The following is a 17,632-nucleotide window of genomic DNA, read 5'->3' on the forward strand; positions in this document are numbered from 1 at the left end:
TCTCATCAGGTGTGCAGTCAGTCGGACTTAATGCGTGCGGGTCACTTTGCTGAGGTGGCGCGGCTGATCCGGGTCCATGCCTCGGGCCACGGCCAGGCCCGCGGCCATCACGTAGAAACTCTGGATCGCCAGAATCGGATCGAGGGCCGAGTGTTCGGCGCGGGTCAGGGTCAGGTCGCGTTCGCTGATGTCATCCGGCGCGGCGAGCAAGACCCGAGCGCCGCGCTGGCGCATTTCCGCTGCCAGACTCAGCAGGCCGGCCTGCTCGGCGCCGCGTGGGGCGAACACCAGCAGTGGATAGTGTTCGTCGATCAGTGCCATCGGCCCATGACGGACTTCGGCACTGCTGAACGCTTCGGCCTGAATCGCCGAGGTTTCCTTGAACTTCAGCGCCGCTTCCTGGGCAATGGCGAAACCGGCGCCACGGCCGATCACCATCAGGCGCTCGCAAACGCGCAGGGCTTCGATGGCCACGCTCCAGTCCTGTTTCGCTGCTTCACGCAGGCCTTCTGACAGGGCGTTGTGGGCTTGCAGCAGTTCGCTGTCCTCTTTCCAGTGCGCGATCAAACGCGCGCTGGCGCTGAGGGTGGCGATAAAACTCTTGGTCGCGGCGACGCTGCTTTCCGTGCCGGCGAGCAGCGGCAGGCTGAATTCACAAGCCGCTTCCAGTGGCGAATCGGCAGCGTTAACCATCGACACGCTCAGCGCGCCACGCTTGCGCAACAGGCGCAGGCTGTTGACCAGATCCGGGCTCTGCCCCGACTGTGAAAACGCAAAGGCAACCTGACCGCTGACTTTCAGTGGCGCCTGCTGCATGGTCACCACCGACATCGGCAATGAGGCCACCGGCACGCCCAGTTGCTGCATGGTCAGGTAGGCGAAGTAACTCGCCGCGTGGTCGGAGCTGCCACGGGCGACGGTCATCGCCACTTGCGGTGGCTGCCGGCGCAGGCGCCCGGCGATCTCGATCATCGGCGCGTCGAGCTGTTGCAGTTGGGCTTGCACGGCCTCGAACGAGGACAGCGCCTCCTCAAGCATTTTGAAGTCAATGTCTTCTCCTTCGACCATGACGGCGGTCAGTGTGAGTGAGCGATCGAGCCGCACGCAGTCGGCCCAGGCGCCGGGGGCAAGGCGCCCGCGTTCGGTAATGCCGAGGTAGTCGGCGGGAAATTGCGACAGACGCTGCGAGGCTTCGGCGATCGGCAAACCGATCTTCACCAGATTGCGCAGGGCCTGATCCATGGTCAGGGTGCTGCCGGCCAGCGTGCCGTCGGGCAGGCGCACGCCCCCCAGACATTTGGTCACGGTGTGGCTGCCGAGCTTGTATTCACCGTCGGGCATGCCGGCGGCGGCGGTCGAATCGGTGACGCAGTACAGGCACGGGATCGAACGCAGGGCCACGCGAATCGCGCCGGGATGCACGTGCAGCAGATCGGGAATCAGCTCGGCGTATTTGGCGTGGGCCAGCGCCGCGCCGACGATGCCTGGCTCGCGGTGATGCAGTGGGCTCATGGCGTTATAGAGATGAGTGAAACTGCTGGCGCCGGCAGCCAGCGCCGCGACGCCTTCCTCGTAACTGCCGAGGGTGTGGCCGATCTGCATGCGGATGCCACGGCTGCTCAGCTCGCGAATCAACCCATCGTGACCGGCGATTTCCGGGGCAATGGTGATGACGCGGATCGGCGCCAGTGCAAGATATTCTTCGACTTCGGCCATCAATGCGGTGTGGGCGAAGTTCGGTTGAGCGCCGAGTTTTCCCGGGTTGATGTAAGGGCCCTCAAGGTGCACGCCGAGAACACGCGCGGCGCCTTTCGGACGCTGTTCGCAGAATTCTCCTACCTCTTTCAGGACATTTGCGATCTCCGCGCTCGGCGCAGTCATGGTCGTGGCCAACAGCGAGGTGGTGCCGAAACGCACATGGGTTTTGCTGATGGTTTCGAAGGCCTCGGCGCCTTCCATAATGTCTTTGCCGCCGCCGCCGTGCACATGCAGGTCAATGAAACCCGGCAGCAGATAGGGTAGATCGTTAGCCGCCGGATCGCAGGGCACGCCCTCGATCGACACGACCTTGCCGTGTTCGTGAATCAGCCGGCCGCGAACCCAGCCGCTGGCGGTGAGGATGTTGTCTTCGGACATTTTCGTTCTCGCTTGGGGCCGCTCTCAGCGGCGCAGCTCTGCCACAAAGTCGTAGTAGTCGTTGCGGCAATAGGTGTCGGTGACTTCGATCGGCGTGTTGTCTTCCAGATAACCGACCCGGGTCATCAGCAGCATGGCGGTGCCGAGGGCGATGCCAACCAGTGCGGCGAACTCGTCAGAGGCGTTGATCGCCTGTATGTGCTGAAGGGCGCGGACAATCGGTTTACCGATGCCCTCGAGGTATTCGTAAAGCGAATCGCCCACCGCTTGCGGCCTGGGCATGATCGACGCGGGCAGGGTGCTCATCTCGATCGCCATAACCGTGTCATCGGCTTTGCGCAGGCGCTTCATGCGCGCCACCTTGTCGTTCGGCGACAGGCCGAGGCGGATCAGTTCTTCGTGAGTCGGCAGGGTGATTTCACGCTCCAGCCATTTCGAGCTCGGCACAAAACCTTTCAGGCGCAGCATTTCGCTGAAACCGGAAAGACGCGACAGCGGTTGTTCCAGGCGGGGGGTGATGAACGTGCCCGAGCCTTGCAGGCGGCGGATCAGGCCTTGCTCCAGCAGGACTTCCAGCGCCTTGCGTGCAGTGACCCGGGAGATGCCGAGCTGGTCGCTGAGGTTGCGCTCGGACGGCATCGCCTGTTCGGCCTTCCACTGCCCGGCATGAATCGCCGCTTCCAGATTGCGCGCCAGTTGCAAGTACAGCGGCGTCGGCTGGGAGTCATCGGGACGTAGGGTTTGAAGGTCGTTCATGTAGGTCGTTTCCGTCGCGAGTATAGGATTGTTGTGGCTCGCTTGTGCGACGGAAGCTAATACCACTTGAATACCATGTCAACGCATGCAAACGGCCTGTAACCCGCGAGTATCGGGGGTCTAGGGGGCGGTGGTCTTAAGTGGTATTAGCGATGGTCGTTGAAAAGCAAAAAATCGCAGCCTGCGGCAGCTCCTACAGTGGGAAGTGGTATCACCCCGTAGGAGCTGCCGCAGGCTGCGATCTTTTGATTTATTTTTTTGCGGGTGACCAGTGGTCAGGGATTAAGGACGAATCTCGATCATTGTGCCGTCCGGCACCAGGTTCCACACTTCACGCATGTCGACGTTGCGCATGGCGATGCAGCCATCGGTCCAGTCGAGGGTGTGGAACAACTGCTCCGGGTTGTCTGCCGAGTCCGGGGTACCGTGGATCATGATCATACCGCCAGGCTCGACACCTTCACGGCGAGCGCGGGCGGCATCACTGATGTTCGGGTAGGAGATGTGCATCGACAGGTTGAATTTGTCGCTGGTCTTGCGCCAGTCGATCCAATAGAAACCTTCGGGTGTGCGTTTGTCGCCCTCGATCAGTTTCGGGCCTTTCTTCGCGCCCTTGCCCAAAGAAATGCGATAGGTCTTCAGCGGCTTGCCGTCGGCAATCAACTGCAGTTGGTGAGCCGATTTGAGTACCAGGACTTTTTCGATCAGTGGAGTATTGGACGGCGTCACGGTGGTCACGAATGACGCTTGCGAAACGCTGACGAACGACAGGCACAACAGGGCAAGCAACCAGCGCATTGAAACAATTCCCCAAGAATGACGCAGACACAGAGTGATAGATGCAGGTGTGGTTATCGGCAGGGTGCCGTGAAGCTCAAGTGATCGCCGGCTGCACCAATGGCGGAATCGACTCCGAACGCACCGGGTAAACCTCGCTGCGCCGGTCGGCGAAGAAGCATTCCAGCGTGCGCCCGACCGTGCGGAAAGCCAGCTCGTCCCAGGGAATGTCGGCTTCTTCGAACAGCTGCACCTCAAGGCTTTCCGGCCCGGCCGCGTACTGCAGATCGGCCAGTTCGGCGCGGAAGAACACATGCACCTGGCTGATGTGCGGCACGTCGATGAGCGTGTAGATGCTCAGGTTGCGCACCCGCGCGCAGGCTTCTTCGGCAGTTTCGCGAATGGCGGCCTGTTCGATGGTCTCGCCGTTTTCCATGAAACCGGCGGGCAGCGTCCAGTAACCGAGGCGCGGCTCGATGGCGCGGCGGCAGAGCAGCACTTTCGTCCCCCAGGTCGGCACGCAACCGGCGACGATATTGGGATTTTGATAGTGAATGGTCTGACAGCGGTCGCAGACAAATCGCAGCCGCGAGTCGCCTTCGGGAATGCGCTGGGTGACCGGGTTACCGCAGTGGCTGCAAAAATTCATGCTCGGGTTCCTGAATGCTGCGCCTATCTTGGCGTGCAGCGGGGCCGGTCGGCAAGTTGTCGTTTCGCGACACGACGGGTTTCGGGGGCTTGGGCGCTCGCTTTGATTGGTGCATGATGCGGAGCAAGGCACCGATCGAGAACACTCATGCTGGACGAGCTACTGCATAGGGTAAGCAACCACACACCGCGCACGCTGGAGACCGACGCACGTTTCCCCGAAGCCGCCGTGCTGGTGCCGATCACCCGCAGTGACGAACCGGAACTGGTCCTGACCCTGCGCGCCAGCGGGCTTTCGACCCATGGCGGCGAAGTTGCCTTCCCCGGAGGACGCCGCGACCCGGAAGATCCGGACCTCATATTCACGGCGCTGCGCGAAGCCGAGGAAGAGATCGGCCTGCCACCGGGTCTGGTCGAAGTCATCGGCCCGCTGAGTCCGCTGATCTCCCTGCACGGCATCAAGGTAACGCCGTATGTCGGAGTGATTCCCGATTTTGTCGAATACCAGCCCAATGATGCCGAAATCGCCGCCGTCTTCAGCGTGCCGCTGGAATTCTTCCGCAAAGATCCCCGCGAGCATACCCACCGCATCGACTATCAGGGCCGCAGTTGGTACGTGCCGAGCTATCGCTTCGGCGAGTACAAGATCTGGGGCCTGACGGCGATCATGATCGTCGAGTTGATCAACCTGCTCTATGACGCCAGAATCAGCCTGCACCGACCGCCGAAAAGCTTTATCGATACCTGAGCCGTCGTTCGAACGGCCGTGAGCCCCGAGGAAAACAAGATGAAATACCGCCTGGGCGACGCCCGTGTCGAAACCCATCCACAGAGTTGGGTCGCGCCCAATGCCGTGCTGGTGGGCAAGGTTCGCCTGGAAGAGGGCGCCAACGTCTGGTTCAACGCCGTATTGCGCGGCGACAACGAACTGATCCTCATCGGCAAGAACAGCAACGTGCAGGACGGTACGGTGATGCACACCGACATGGGTTATCCACTGACCATCGGTACCGGCGTGACCATCGGCCACAACGCGATGCTCCACGGCTGCACGGTCGGCGATTACAGCCTGATCGGCATCAACGCGGTGATTCTCAACGGCGCGAAGATCGGCAAGAACTGCATCATCGGCGCCAATTCGCTGATCGGCGAAGGCAAGGAAATTCCCGACGGTTCGCTGGTGATGGGCTCGCCGGGCAAAGTCGTACGTGAACTGACGGAGGCGCAAAAGAAGATGCTCGAAGCCAGCGCCGCGCACTATGTGCATAACTCGCAGCGTTACGCCCGCGATCTGGTCGAGCAGGAAGAATGACGACTGTTGAACGACCCGTCGCCTCGCCGTGCGTGAATATTTGCGCGCTGGATGAGGATGATGTCTGCACCGGGTGCCAGCGCACAGTCGCCGAGATCACCCGCTGGGGCCGCATGAACAATGACGAGCGCCGGGTGGTGCTGGGGTTGTGTCATGAACGGGCGAAGGCGAGTGGATTGGTCTGGATGATCCCTTCGAAATCGTGACCGACCTCAAAATGCCCTCACCCTAACCCTCTCCCATAGGGAGAGGGGACTGACCGTGTTGTTTGGACGAGTCACGCCGACCTGAAAATATCGCGTCGAACTCAGGACTTGAAAAGCCCGCTGTCTGCTCCCTTTCCCCCTCGCCTCCCTGGGGGAGAGGGCTGGGGTGAGGGGGTGGCTCTTGATCTTCGGGTCCAGTAACCTGTGCGCCACATTTACAGGCCGCCCCCATGATCTTCCTCATCGCCTACATCAGCAGCGTCGTGCTGATCAACTTCGCCTTTTCCACCGCACCGCACCTGGACATCATCTGGTCCGCATGGGGCGGCCTGGTGTTCGTGCTGCGCGACATGGTGCAAACGCGCTTCGGTCATGGTGCGATCGTGGCGATGCTGGCGGCGCTGGTGCTTTCCTACATCACGTCCGACCCTTCCATCGCACTGGCCAGTGCCACGGCGTTCGCAGTCTCCGAATGTATCGACTGGCTGGTATTCAGCATCACCAAGCGGCCGTTGCGCGACCGTCTGTGGATCAGTTCGGCGCTGAGCATTCCGCTGGATACCTTCATCTTTTTCGGCATGATTGACGCCTTGACGCCGCCGGTGATCATCACCGCGCTGGCCTCCAAGTTCGCTGGTGTCACCGCCGTCTGGCTGATCATGGCCTGGCGTGATCGCAAACAGGCTGTCGCCAGCTGAAGCCAAACCCTCGGGTTCATGTAAAATGCCGCGCTTTCTCCCCATGGAAAGCGCACTTGCGTGGCTTTCCTCGATGATCCGCTTCCTTTGAGGACCTGAGATGACCCGTATCGGAACTCCATTGTCGCCAACCGCGACCCGCGTATTGCTGTGTGGCTGTGGTGAGTTGGGCAAGGAAGTGGTAATCGAATTGCAGCGCCTGGGCGTTGAAGTGATTGCCGTCGACCGCTACGCCAACGCGCCGGCCATGCAAGTCGCCCATCGCAGCCACGTGATCAACATGCTCGACGGCGCTGCGTTGCGTGCAGTGATCGAAGCCGAGAAGCCGCACTTCATCGTGCCGGAAATCGAAGCCATCGCCACCGCCACGCTGGTCGAGCTGGAAGCCGAAGGCTTCACCGTGATTCCGACCGCGCGTGCGGCGCAGCTGACCATGAACCGCGAAGGCATCCGTCGTCTGGCTGCCGAAGAGCTGGACTTGCCGACCTCGCCGTACCACTTCGCCGACACCTTCGAGGACTACAGCAAAGCCGTTCAGGACCTGGGTTTCCCTTGCGTGGTCAAGCCGGTGATGAGTTCGTCGGGCAAGGGCCAGAGCCTGCTGCGCAGCGCCGACGACGTGCAGAAAGCCTGGGATTACGCGCAAGAGGGCGGTCGCGCCGGTAAAGGTCGGGTGATCATCGAAGGCTTCATCGACTTTGACTACGAAATCACCCTGCTGACCGTGCGCCACATTGGCGGCACCACGTTCTGCGCACCGGTCGGCCACCGTCAGGAGAAAGGCGACTATCAGGAATCCTGGCAGCCGCAGGCCATGAGCCCGATTGCCCTGGCTGAATCCGAGCGCGTTGCCAAAGCAGTCACGGAAGCGCTGGGTGGCCGTGGTCTGTTCGGCGTCGAGCTGTTCATCAAGGGCGATCAGGTGTGGTTCAGCGAAGTCTCGCCACGGCCGCATGACACCGGCCTGGTGACGCTGATTTCCCAGGACCTGTCGCAGTTTGCCCTGCATGCCCGCGCCATTCTCGGCCTGCCGGTGCCGCTGATCCGTCAGTTCGGCCCATCGGCGTCGGCGGTGATTCTGGTGGAAGGGCAGTCGACCCAGACTGCATTCGCCAATCTGGGCGCTGCGTTGAGCGAGCCGGACACGGCGCTGCGCTTGTTCGGCAAGCCAGAAGTGAATGGCCAGCGCCGCATGGGCGTGGCGCTGGCGCGGGATGAATCGATCGAGGCCGCGCGTGCCAAGGCGACCCGTGCGTCGCAGGCTGTCGTAGTCGAGCTCTAACCGCGTCGCGGCATTCGCGAGCAAGCTCACTCCCACAGAGATCTCTGTTGATCACAAATTTTGTGTACGACAAAAGACCTGTGGGAGCGGGCTTGCCCGCGATAGCGATCGGTCAGGCAACCTGATTCAGATCGTTGTTGCGCGTCTCCTTCAAACAGAGCACCGCAATCAGACTCAACACCGCCGCCGCCGACACATACCCGCCGACATAGCTCAGCCCACCCATCGCCACCAGTTTCTGCGCAAAGAACGGCGCCGCCGAGGCTCCGACGATCCCGCCGAGGTTGTACGCCGCCGAAGCGCCGGTGTAACGCACATGCGTCGGAAACAGCTCAGGCAACAGCGCGCCCATCGGTGCGAATGTCACGCCCATCAAAAACAGCTCGATGCACAGAAACAGCGCCACGCCCCAGGTCGAGCCCTGCGTCAGCAATGGCTCCATCAGAAACCCAGACAGAATCGCCAGCACGCCACCGATGATCAGCACCGGTTTGCGCCCGTAACGGTCGCTGGCCCAAGCGGATAATGGCGTTGCTGCGGCCATGAACAACACGGCAAAGCACAGCAGGCCGAGGAACGTTTCGCGGCTGTAACCCAGCGTGGATACGCCATAGCTCAGGGAAAACACCGTCGAGATATAGAACAGCGCATAGCAGACCACCATCGCCGCCGCACCGAGCAGGGTCGGCGCCCAGTATTGGCTGAACAACTCGACCAGCGGCACTTTGACCCGCTCCTGACGGGCGATCGCATTGGCGAACACTGGCGTTTCATGCAATTTGAGGCGCACATACAGGCCGACCATCACCAGCGCCGCGCTGAGCAGAAACGGAATGCGCCAGCCCCAGCTGCGGAACTGTTCGTCATCCAGGGTCATGGCGAGGGTCAGGAACAGCCCGTTGGCGGCAAGAAAACCAATCGATGGCCCGAGCTGCGGGAACATGCCGAACCAGGCGCGTTTGCCCTTCGGCGCGTTTTCCGTGGCCAGCAGCGCCGCGCCGCCCCATTCGCCGCCGAGGCCCAGGCCCTGACCGAAACGCAGTACACACAGCAGAATCGGCGCCCAGGCACCAATGCTGTCGTAGCCCGGCAACACGCCAATCAAGGTGGTGCACACGCCCATCAACAGCAGCGAGGCAACCAGCGTCGATTTGCGACCGATGCGGTCGCCGAAGTGGCCAAACAGTGCAGAGCCCAGTGGCCGGGCGAGGAAGGCGATGCCGAAAGTGAGAAATGCCGAAAGCATCTGCGCCGTGCCGGAGGTCTGCGGAAAGAACACCGGCCCGATCACCAGCGCCGCAGCAGTGGCGTAAACGTAGAAGTCGTAGAACTCGATCGCGGTCCCGATGAAGCTGGCCGTGGCCACGCGCGTGGCGGAATTGGTCGGCGGAGCAGGCGCGGTTTCGCTGTAAGCGGTATGGGTCGTCATGCGGTGATCCCTGACAGTCATGAGCTCCAGTGGAGCGAATTATTATGGTCGAACACCCAGGGATGTGGGGTAGGGCGCGAGCGCTGTTTCGAGTAGGAACAGTCGTCGGTTTGCAGCGGAAACAGTCAGGATCCGGGCAGTGCCGGGTAGACACAGGGATCGACGGCGCTTGGGTAAGCGCCTCGATTATAGGAAGGGGGCTAACGATCAAACAAGCGCAAAAGATCGCAGGGCAGGAGCTGCCGAAGGCTCGGGCCGCGATCGGACGATCTTTTGATCTTCTATCGGGCAGACACTAAAGCAGGTACCGATGAGGTCAGCCAGATCAACACCTTGCTCACCCGGTTTTCCTCGGTTTCGAGAATTTCCAGTCGATAACGCCCGATCTTCAGGCACACCGCGCTTTCCGGAATGGTTTCCAGCGCTTCGGTGACCAGGCCGTTGAGCGTCTTCGGACCGTCGCTTGGCAGATGCCAGCCCAGGCACTTGTTCAGGTCGCGGATCGACGCGGCGCCATCAATGACCATACGCCCGTCGGCCTGGGGATGGATGTGCGGGTTGTCGAGGCTGTGCTCGCTTTCGAATTCGCCGACGATCTCTTCGAGAATGTCTTCAAGGGTGACGATGCCCAGCACTTCACCGTACTCGTCCACTACCATGCCGAGGCGGCGTTGCTGCTTGTGGAAGTTCAGCAGCTGCAGTTGCAGCGGCGTGCTTTCCGGGACGAAGTAGGGCTCGTAGCTGGCGGCCAGCAGTGCCTCGCGGGTTAATCCACCGTTGCTGAGCAAATGACCGATCTGACGGGTGTTGAGCACCGCTTCGACCTGATTGATGTCGCTGTGAAACACCGGCAGACGCGTGCGCTTGTTCTCGCGCAGTTGCTCGATGATCTCTTCGATCGAATCGTCGAGGTTGATGCCATCGACGTCACTGCGCGGCACCAGAATGTCGTTGACCGTGATGTTGTCCAGCGCATGAATGCCCGATACCGGATGGCTGCGCACCGGATGTTCGTGATCATCATCGTGATCGGCCGGCAACTCGTCCTCGCTCTGTTGCACCACCTGCGCCTTGCGCGTAAACGGGGTCATCAACAGAGCGCTGACCCGGCTGAACAGCCATGCGAACGGATAGACGATTTTCATCGGCACGGCCAGCAGGGCGTTACCGAACGCCAGTACGGCGTCGGGATAGCGCCGAGCCACGGTGCGCGGGAAATAATCGGCGAACACCAGCAGGATGCCACCGGCGCCCAGGCAGACCACCCAAGGGCCGTTTTCTTCGCAGAGGAAAATCGCCAGCAGCGTCGCGATGATCATTGCGAGGGCGCGGCACAACGTATTGCAGAGGATCAGGCTGTCGAGCGGGAAGTTCAGCTTCGCCAGCGGTTTATCGCTGGCGCGCGAGGCGATACGTTGCGCAAGCAGGTGCTGCTGCGCGATTTCGACGGCGGTAAACAGCCCTGACCATAAAATCAGCAGGACAAATACCGCGAGCATCGGCCCTATGGGCAAACCGTCCATTTATGCCGCCCGTCAGATGTGCAGAATGTATTCACGAACCAGTTTGCTGCCGAAGTACGCCAGCATCAGCAGGCAGAAACCGGCGAGGGTCCAGCGAATCGCCTTGTGGCCACGCCAGCCCAGACGATTGCGACCCCACAACAGCACGCTGAAGACGATCCATGCCAGACAGGCCAGCAAGGTCTTGTGCACCAGATGCTGAGCAAACAAGTTCTCGACGAACAGCCAGCCGGAAATCAGCGACAGCGACAGCAGCGTCCAGCCGGCCCAGAGAAAGCCGAACAGCAGGCTTTCCATGGTTTGCAGGGGCGGGAAGTTCTTGATCAGCCCGGACGGGTGCTTGTGCTTGAGCTGATGGTCCTGAACCAGCAGCAGCAATGCCTGAAACACGGCGATGGTGAACATGCCGTAGGCGAGGATCGACAATAGAATGTGGGCGAGGATGCCCGGCTCTTCGTCGATGATCTGCACCGTGCCGGTCGGCGCGAACTGCGCCAGCAATACCGTGATCGCGCCCAGCGGGAACAGCAGCACCAGCAGGTTCTCCACGGGGATCCGTGAACAGGCGAGCAGGGTCAGGGCGATTACTGCGGCGGCGATCAGGCTCGAGGCGCTGAAGAAGTCCAGGCCGAGGCCGATCGGGGTCAACAGATGCGTGAGCAGGCTGGCGCCGTGGGCGAGCACGGCGAACACGCCGAGGCTGACCAGCAGGCGCTTGTTCGCCTTGGCGCCGGTGGCCAGGCGGGTACTTTGATAGACGGTCGCAGCGGCATAGAGCAGGGCGGCGGCGAGGGTGGTCAGCAAACTGGGTGACAAGGGGAGCATAAATCCTGTTAGGCGAGCCCGAAAGGCGCTGAGTTTGGCATAGAACCGCCACGGCACGAAAGACTCCGCAAGCTGACGGCGAGGTGTCCGCCGGCCGCAGTCTTCGCTATAATCCGCGACCTGCCCACGCCGCAGGCTCGCCGAGCACATGTTGATTCCGGTCTGGGCCGCCATTATCCCGGTTCGTACAGGGCCTGAAAGGATCGCGCAATGTTTGAAAACTTAACCGACCGTCTCTCGCAGACGCTGCGCCATGTCACCGGCAAGGCGAAGCTGACCGAGGACAATATCAAAGACACCCTGCGTGAAGTGCGCATGGCGTTGCTCGAAGCTGACGTCGCACTGCCGGTGGTCAAGGACTTCGTCAATTCGGTCAAGGAGCGCGCTGTCGGCACCGAGGTGTCGCGCAGCCTGACGCCGGGCCAGGCGTTCGTGAAGATCGTCCAGGCCGAACTCGAAAGCCTGATGGGCGCGGCCAACGAAGACCTCAACCTGAGTGCCGTTCCGCCAGCCGTGATCCTGATGGCCGGTCTGCAGGGCGCGGGTAAAACCACCACCGCCGGCAAACTGGCGCGCTTTCTTAAAGAGCGCAAGAAGAAGTCGGTCATGGTTGTTTCGGCGGACATCTACCGTCCGGCGGCGATCAAGCAACTGGAAACCCTGGCCAACGACATCGGCGTGACGTTCTTCCCGTCCGACCTGAGCCAGAAGCCGGTCGACATCGCCAATGCGGCTATTAAAGAAGCCAAACTGAAATTCATCGACGTGGTCATCGTCGACACCGCCGGTCGTCTGCACATCGACGAAGAGATGATGGGCGAGATAAAGGCGCTGCACGCCGCGATCAACCCGGTCGAAACTCTGTTCGTGGTTGACGCCATGACCGGTCAGGACGCTGCCAATACGGCCAAGGCCTTCGGCGATGCACTGCCGCTCACCGGTGTGATCCTGACCAAGGTCGACGGCGACGCCCGTGGCGGTGCCGCACTGTCGGTGCGCGCCATCACCGGCAAGCCGATCAAGTTCATCGGTATGGGCGAGAAGAGCGAAGCGCTCGATCCGTTCCACCCTGAGCGTATCGCCTCGCGGATCCTCGGCATGGGCGACGTGCTCAGCCTGATCGAACAGGCCGAAGCGACGCTGGACAAGGACAAGGCCGACAAACTGGCCAAGAAGCTGAAAAAGGGCAAGGGCTTCGATCTCGAAGACTTCCGCGATCAGTTGCAACAAATGAAGAACATGGGCGGCCTCGGCGGGCTCATGGACAAACTGCCGAGCATCGGCGGCGTCAACCTGTCGCAGATGGGCAATGCCCAGAACGCCGCAGAGAAGCAGTTCAAGCAGATGGAAGCCATCATCAATTCCATGACCCCGGCCGAGCGCCGCGACCCTGAGCTGATCAGCGGTTCGCGCAAGCGCCGGATCGCCATGGGTTCCGGCACGCAGGTGCAGGACATCGGCCGCTTGATCAAGCAGCACAAGCAGATGCAGAAGATGATGAAGAAATTCACCGCTAAGGGCGGTATGGCAAAAATGATGCGCGGCATGGGCGGTATGTTGCCCGGCGGCGGCATGCCGAAAATGTGAGACAGGACACCAAGACTTCGCCGGTCGTCGCACCGGCGCAGACCCTGCAAGGACGCAGGATCAACAGCAAACCCGCACTCGGCGGGAGCTGACTGGCCGTTTTTATCGACGGCTCTCTATGCAAATCTGCACGGCATGCCATGGGCGCCGGAAAAAGTCATTTGCAAAAGTCCGGATATTCCTTAGAATATGCGGCCTTTCGGGCACCCATGCCCGCTGTGCATTTAGATTTGCAGCACCGACTACAGGAACGATGTTCACATGCTAACAATCCGTCTTGCCCTTGGCGGCTCCAAAAAGCGCCCGTTTTACCACCTGACCGTAACCGACTCGCGTAACCCGCGTGACGGCTCCCACAAAGAACAGGTTGGTTTCTTCAACCCTGTTGCCCGTGGTCAGGAAATTCGTCTGTCCGTGAACCAAGAGCGCGTTGCCTACTGGCTGAGCGTTGGTGCACAACCTTCTGAGCGTGTTGCTCAGTTGTTGAAGGAATCTGCCAAGGCTGCGGCCTGAGCAATATGAACGCGACGCCAGCCCCTGCCGATGATTTGATCGTTATTGGCAAAATCTATTCTGTTCATGGCGTTCGCGGCGAAGTGAAGGTTTATTCCTTTACTGATCCGACTGAAAACCTGTTGCAGTACAAAACCTGGACGCTCAAGCGCGAAGGCAATGTCAAACAGGTCGAGCTGGTCAGTGGACGCGGGAGCGACAAGTTCCTGGTCGCCAAGCTCAAGGGTCTCGATGATCGTGAAGAAGCTCGTCTTCTGGCCGGTTATGAGATCTGCGTGCCGCGCAACCTGTTCGCTGAATTGACCGAAGGCGAGTACTACTGGTACCAGCTGGAAGGTCTGAAGGTCATCGACACCCTTGGGCAACTGCTCGGGAAAATCGATCATCTTCTGGAAACCGGCGCCAATGATGTAATGGTCGTCAAGCCTTGCGCTGGCAGCCTGGATGATCGCGAACGCCTGTTGCCCTATACGGAGCAATGCGTGTTGGCCGTCGACCTGGAAGCGGGCGAGATGAAGGTGGATTGGGACGCGGACTTCTAGACGTGGCTAATTTGCGCGTAGAAGTGATCAGTTTGTTTCCCGAGATGTTTTCCGCCATTGGCGATTACGGCATCACCAGTCGTGCGGTCAAACAGGGGCTCTTGCAGCTGACCTGTTGGAATCCGCGAGATTACACGACGGATCGGCATCACACTGTGGACGATCGCCCGTTTGGCGGTGGTCCGGGCATGGTGATGAAGATCAAGCCCCTGGAAGATGCACTGGCTCAGGCCAAGGCAGCAGCCGGGGAGGCGGCGAAGGTGATTTACCTGTCCCCCCAAGGCCGTCAACTGACTCAGTCGGCGGTACGCGAGCTGGCACAATCGGATGCATTGATCCTGATTGCCGGCCGCTACGAAGGCATTGACGAGCGCTTTATTGAGGCTCATGTCGATGAAGAGTGGTCGATTGGCGACTATGTACTGTCTGGCGGCGAGCTGCCGGCCATGGTCCTGATCGATGCGGTTACACGACTGCTGCCTGGAGCTTTAGGGCATGCGGATTCCGCTGAGGAAGATTCCTTTACGGATGGTCTGCTGGATTGCCCGCACTACACCCGACCGGAGGTGTATGCGGATCAGCGTGTTCCCGACGTGTTGCTGAGTGGCAATCACGCGCATATCCGGCGTTGGCGTTTACAGCAGTCCCTTGGTCGGACCTATGAACGACGCGCCGATCTTCTGGAAAGCCGCTCGCTTTCTGGAGAAGAGAAGAAGCTGCTCGAGGAATACATCCGCGAGCGGGACGATAGTTAACAACGTATCGATGGTAGATCGAACGATTTACCTTAGGAGCACAGCATGACCAACAAAATCATCCTTGCACTCGAAGCAGAGCAGATGACCAAAGAAATCCCTACCTTCGCCCCAGGCGACACTATTGTCGTTCAGGTGAAAGTGAAGGAAGGCGATCGTTCCCGTCTGCAAGCGTTCGAAGGCGTTGTAATCGCCAAGCGTAACCGCGGCGTGAACAGTGCGTTCACCGTTCGTAAAATCTCCAACGGTGTTGGCGTAGAACGTACTTTCCAGACCTACTCCCCGCAGATCGACAGCATGGCTGTTAAACGTCGCGGTGACGTACGTAAAGCCAAGCTGTACTACCTGCGCGACCTGTCGGGTAAAGCAGCACGCATCAAGGAAAAACTGGCTTAAGCCCAGCTTCCGATGCAGAAAAAAGCAGCCTACGGGCTGCTTTTTTGTTGCCTGCGATTTACCGGATCCATCTTAAATGCCTCGTTCATTGGAGCTGCCTGTTTCTTGATCTGGCCGGCTATGAAAGACTGACGCCCCTTTACTGTCCAATTGCACGCAGCGCGAAAAGCCCTGCCCTGAGCATCCATGTCTGCCATCGACCATCCGCTGATTGATCAATTTCTCGACGCTTTATGGCTGGAAAAAGGTCTCTCCGATAATACTCGCGACGCCTATCGCAGCGACCTCGCGCTGTTCAACGGCTGGTTGCAGGAGAAAAATCTCGAACTGATCAATGCCGGCCGCGAGTTGATCCTTGATCACCTGGCGTGGCGCCTGGAGCAAAACTACAAGCCGCGCTCCACCGCGAGATTTCTCTCCGGGGTACGTGGTTTTTATCGCTATCTGTTGCGAGAAAAACTGATCAGCGTCGACCCGACGTTGCGCGTCGACATGCCGCAACTCGGCCGGCCATTGCCCAAATCGCTGTCGGAAGCCGATGTCGAAGCGCTGCTCAAGGCGCCGGACCTGAGCGAGGCCATCGGCCAGCGCGACCGGGCGATGCTGGAAGTGCTGTATGCCTGCGGTCTGCGCGTGACCGAACTGATCAGCCTGACGCTGGAGCAGGTCAACTTGCGCCAGGGTGTATTGCGGGTGATGGGCAAGGGCAGCAAGGAGCGCCTGGTGCCGATGGGCGAGGAGGCGATTGTCTGGGTTGAGCGTTATATGCGTGATGGTCGCAATGAGTTGCTCGGTGGCCGTCCCAGCGATGTGCTGTTCCCCAGCCAGCGCGGCGAACAAATGACCCGCCAAACGTTCTGGCACCGCATCAAGCACCAGGCCAGGGTCGCCGGGATCAGCAAGTCGCTGTCGCCGCACACCTTGCGCCACGCGTTCGCTACGCACCTGCTCAACCACGGCGCGGACCTGCGCGTGGTGCAGATGTTGCTCGGCCACAGCGACCTGTCCACCACCCAAATCTATACCCACGTCGCCCGCGCGCGGTTGCAGGATCTGCACGCCAAACACCACCCACGCGGCTGACACATCCCATAATGTTGAAACACTGACCTGTGCCGAGGGGATTTATCCCCGTTCGGCTGCGCAGCAGTCGCAAACCCGGCTGGCTCGATTTTGACTGGAAGATCGCGGTGGATGGTTTAGGGCTGCTTCGCAACCCAGCGGGGATAAATCCCCTCGCCACAATAATGTGTGTCAGCCACATGTGGTTGTGGGTCAGTTGTACAAGCATGAAGATGTGTCAGTTGCACATGAGTGTGTGGCGACAGGCGCATTCGGCCCTCGCGGCCTTATGTGTTAGGCTTTGCCGGTTTGCACGATGGACGGTTATGACCCGGTGTTTCGCACGGGCGTTCTGATCGTTCCATACGCCCGCCCTCAGGAGTACTCATGCGTCTGACCCAGATTTTCGCTGCCGCCGCCATTGCGTTGGTAAGCACCTTTGCCGTCGCCGACGACGCGGCTGACAAAGCCATTCGTCAAAGCCTGGAAAAACTCGAACTCGAGGTTCCGGTCGAAAGCATCAGTGCCAGCCCGCTGCCTGGCATGTACGAAGTCAAACTCAAAGGCAGCCGCGTGCTGTACGCCAGCGCCGATGGCCAGTACATCGTGCAGGGCAACCTGTATCAGCTCGCGAATGGCAAACCGGTCAACCTGACCGAAAAGACCGAACGCCTGGGCATTTCCAAACTGATCAATGCCATCCCGGTGGCCGAAACCGTGGTCTACCCGGCCGTGGGCGAGACCAAATCGCATATCACCGTGTTCACCGACACCACCTGCCCGTACTGCCACAAACTGCATGCCGAAGTGCCCGAGCTGAACAAGCGCGGCATCGAAGTGCGCTACGTGGCGTTCCCGCGCCAGGGCCTGAATTCGCCGGGTGACGAGCAGCTGCAAGCGGTGTGGTGCTCCAAGGACAAGAAAGCCGCCATGGACAAAATGGTCGATGGCAAGGAAATCAAGGCCGCCAAGTGCGATAACCCGGTTTCCAGGCAATTCGCCCTCGGTCAGTCGATCGGCGTGAACGGTACACCGGCCATCGTTTTGGCTGACGGCCAGGTCATTCCGGGCTACCAGCCGGCGCCACAAGTCGCCAAACTGGCGCTTGGCGCGAAGTAATTCGCATCGTCACGGGCAACCGTTGACGATCGTGGTCCGGCAGTAACAGCGCCGGGCCATCAACAG

19 protein-coding genes and 1 pseudogene are annotated in these 17,632 nt (G+C 60.4%); 12 read left to right on the plus strand and 8 right to left on the minus strand.

What is annotated here, in order from left to right; genetic code table 11:
- Positions 1-27: 27 nt before the first annotated feature.
- The 5 genes and pseudogenes from ACZZZ4_RS13890 to ACZZZ4_RS13910 form a co-directional block, all read right to left on the minus strand.
- Positions 28-1,038, minus strand: coding sequence for an SIS domain-containing protein (locus ACZZZ4_RS13890; protein ID WP_463549276.1), 1,011 nt, complete (start codon positions 1,036-1,038; stop codon positions 28-30).
- A gap of 15 nt (positions 1,039-1,053) precedes the next feature.
- Positions 1,054-2,136: pseudogene (gene nagA / locus ACZZZ4_RS13895) on the minus strand (N-acetylglucosamine-6-phosphate deacetylase); the annotation flags it as partial.
- 24 nt (positions 2,137-2,160) lie between these two features.
- Entirely contained in the window at positions 2,161-2,892 is a 732-nt protein-coding gene (locus ACZZZ4_RS13900) for a GntR family transcriptional regulator (RefSeq protein WP_463548045.1), read from the minus strand.
- Between the two features lie 282 nt (positions 2,893-3,174).
- Positions 3,175-3,690: a L,D-transpeptidase family protein gene (locus ACZZZ4_RS13905; RefSeq protein ID WP_024011712.1), complete on the minus strand. Its 516-nt coding sequence runs from the start codon at positions 3,688-3,690 to the stop codon at positions 3,175-3,177.
- Positions 3,691-3,766: 76 nt separating this feature from the next.
- The gene (locus ACZZZ4_RS13910) at positions 3,767-4,318 is read right to left on the minus strand and encodes an NUDIX hydrolase (RefSeq protein ID WP_039759148.1); all 552 of its coding nucleotides are present in this window, start codon (positions 4,316-4,318) and stop codon (positions 3,767-3,769) included.
- Positions 4,319-4,465: 147 nt separating this feature from the next.
- Between ACZZZ4_RS13910 and ACZZZ4_RS13915 the strand changes: the two genes are divergently transcribed.
- The 5 genes from ACZZZ4_RS13915 to purT all read left to right on the plus strand — a co-directional run bounded on the left by ACZZZ4_RS13915 (position 4,466) and on the right by purT (position 7,815).
- Positions 4,466-5,065 carry a CoA pyrophosphatase gene (locus ACZZZ4_RS13915; protein ID WP_039759145.1) on the plus strand — a complete coding sequence of 200 codons (600 nt, stop codon included), beginning with the start codon at positions 4,466-4,468 and terminating at the stop codon, positions 5,063-5,065.
- Positions 5,066-5,104: 39 nt separating this feature from the next.
- The gene (locus ACZZZ4_RS13920) at positions 5,105-5,629 is read left to right on the plus strand and encodes a gamma carbonic anhydrase family protein (protein WP_115986558.1); all 525 of its coding nucleotides are present in this window, start codon (positions 5,105-5,107) and stop codon (positions 5,627-5,629) included.
- Positions 5,626-5,835: a DUF1289 domain-containing protein gene (locus ACZZZ4_RS13925; protein WP_110600215.1), complete on the plus strand. Its 210-nt coding sequence runs from the start codon at positions 5,626-5,628 to the stop codon at positions 5,833-5,835. The genes ACZZZ4_RS13920 and ACZZZ4_RS13925 overlap by 4 nt, the downstream gene beginning before the upstream one ends.
- Before the next feature lie 230 nt (positions 5,836-6,065).
- Entirely contained in the window at positions 6,066-6,533 is a 468-nt protein-coding gene (locus ACZZZ4_RS13930; protein ID WP_016771544.1) for a VUT family protein, read from the plus strand.
- Between the two features lie 100 nt (positions 6,534-6,633).
- Complete coding sequence (gene purT, locus ACZZZ4_RS13935; protein WP_024011715.1) at positions 6,634-7,815, plus strand: formate-dependent phosphoribosylglycinamide formyltransferase; 1,182 nt, start codon at positions 6,634-6,636, stop codon at positions 7,813-7,815.
- Positions 7,816-7,927: 112 nt separating this feature from the next.
- Here the strand turns inward: purT and ACZZZ4_RS13940 are convergent, their stop codons facing one another.
- The 3 genes from ACZZZ4_RS13940 to ACZZZ4_RS13950 all read right to left on the minus strand — a co-directional run bounded on the left by ACZZZ4_RS13940 (position 7,928) and on the right by ACZZZ4_RS13950 (position 11,592).
- Positions 7,928-9,244: an MFS transporter gene (locus ACZZZ4_RS13940; protein WP_310406655.1), complete on the minus strand. Its 1,317-nt coding sequence runs from the start codon at positions 9,242-9,244 to the stop codon at positions 7,928-7,930.
- A gap of 281 nt (positions 9,245-9,525) precedes the next feature.
- On the minus strand, positions 9,526-10,767 hold the full coding sequence (locus tag ACZZZ4_RS13945) for a CNNM domain-containing protein (RefSeq protein ID WP_463548046.1): 1,242 nt from the start codon (positions 10,765-10,767) through the stop codon (positions 9,526-9,528).
- A gap of 12 nt (positions 10,768-10,779) precedes the next feature.
- On the minus strand, positions 10,780-11,592 hold the full coding sequence (locus tag ACZZZ4_RS13950; RefSeq protein ID WP_016771539.1) for a cytochrome C assembly family protein: 813 nt from the start codon (positions 11,590-11,592) through the stop codon (positions 10,780-10,782).
- Positions 11,593-11,802: 210 nt separating this feature from the next.
- On the opposite strand from ACZZZ4_RS13950, the gene ffh reads away from it, so the two are divergent.
- The 7 genes from ffh to dsbC all read left to right on the plus strand — a co-directional run bounded on the left by ffh (position 11,803) and on the right by dsbC (position 17,566).
- Positions 11,803-13,179, plus strand: coding sequence for a signal recognition particle protein (gene ffh, locus ACZZZ4_RS13955; RefSeq protein ID WP_007967791.1), 1,377 nt, complete (start codon positions 11,803-11,805; stop codon positions 13,177-13,179).
- A gap of 261 nt (positions 13,180-13,440) precedes the next feature.
- On the plus strand, positions 13,441-13,692 hold the full coding sequence (rpsP, locus tag ACZZZ4_RS13960) for a 30S ribosomal protein S16 (protein WP_003185073.1): 252 nt from the start codon (positions 13,441-13,443) through the stop codon (positions 13,690-13,692).
- 5 nt (positions 13,693-13,697) lie between these two features.
- Positions 13,698-14,234 (plus strand): ribosome maturation factor RimM, encoded by a 537-nt coding sequence (rimM, locus tag ACZZZ4_RS13965; protein ID WP_016771538.1) that lies wholly within the window; start codon positions 13,698-13,700, stop codon positions 14,232-14,234.
- Positions 14,235-14,236: 2 nt separating this feature from the next.
- Positions 14,237-14,989, plus strand: coding sequence for a tRNA (guanosine(37)-N1)-methyltransferase TrmD (gene trmD / locus ACZZZ4_RS13970; protein ID WP_038860625.1), 753 nt, complete (start codon positions 14,237-14,239; stop codon positions 14,987-14,989).
- Between the two features lie 45 nt (positions 14,990-15,034).
- The gene (gene rplS / locus ACZZZ4_RS13975; protein WP_003175895.1) at positions 15,035-15,385 is read left to right on the plus strand and encodes a 50S ribosomal protein L19; all 351 of its coding nucleotides are present in this window, start codon (positions 15,035-15,037) and stop codon (positions 15,383-15,385) included.
- Between the two features lie 186 nt (positions 15,386-15,571).
- On the plus strand, positions 15,572-16,468 hold the full coding sequence (gene xerD / locus ACZZZ4_RS13980) for a site-specific tyrosine recombinase XerD (RefSeq protein WP_415763561.1): 897 nt from the start codon (positions 15,572-15,574) through the stop codon (positions 16,466-16,468).
- A 366-nt stretch (positions 16,469-16,834) separates the two neighbouring features.
- Positions 16,835-17,566: a bifunctional protein-disulfide isomerase/oxidoreductase DsbC gene (dsbC, locus tag ACZZZ4_RS13985; protein ID WP_039759111.1), complete on the plus strand. Its 732-nt coding sequence runs from the start codon at positions 16,835-16,837 to the stop codon at positions 17,564-17,566.
- Positions 17,567-17,632 lie beyond the last annotated feature (66 nt).

The organism is Pseudomonas sp. AC252, from assembly GCF_979258105.1.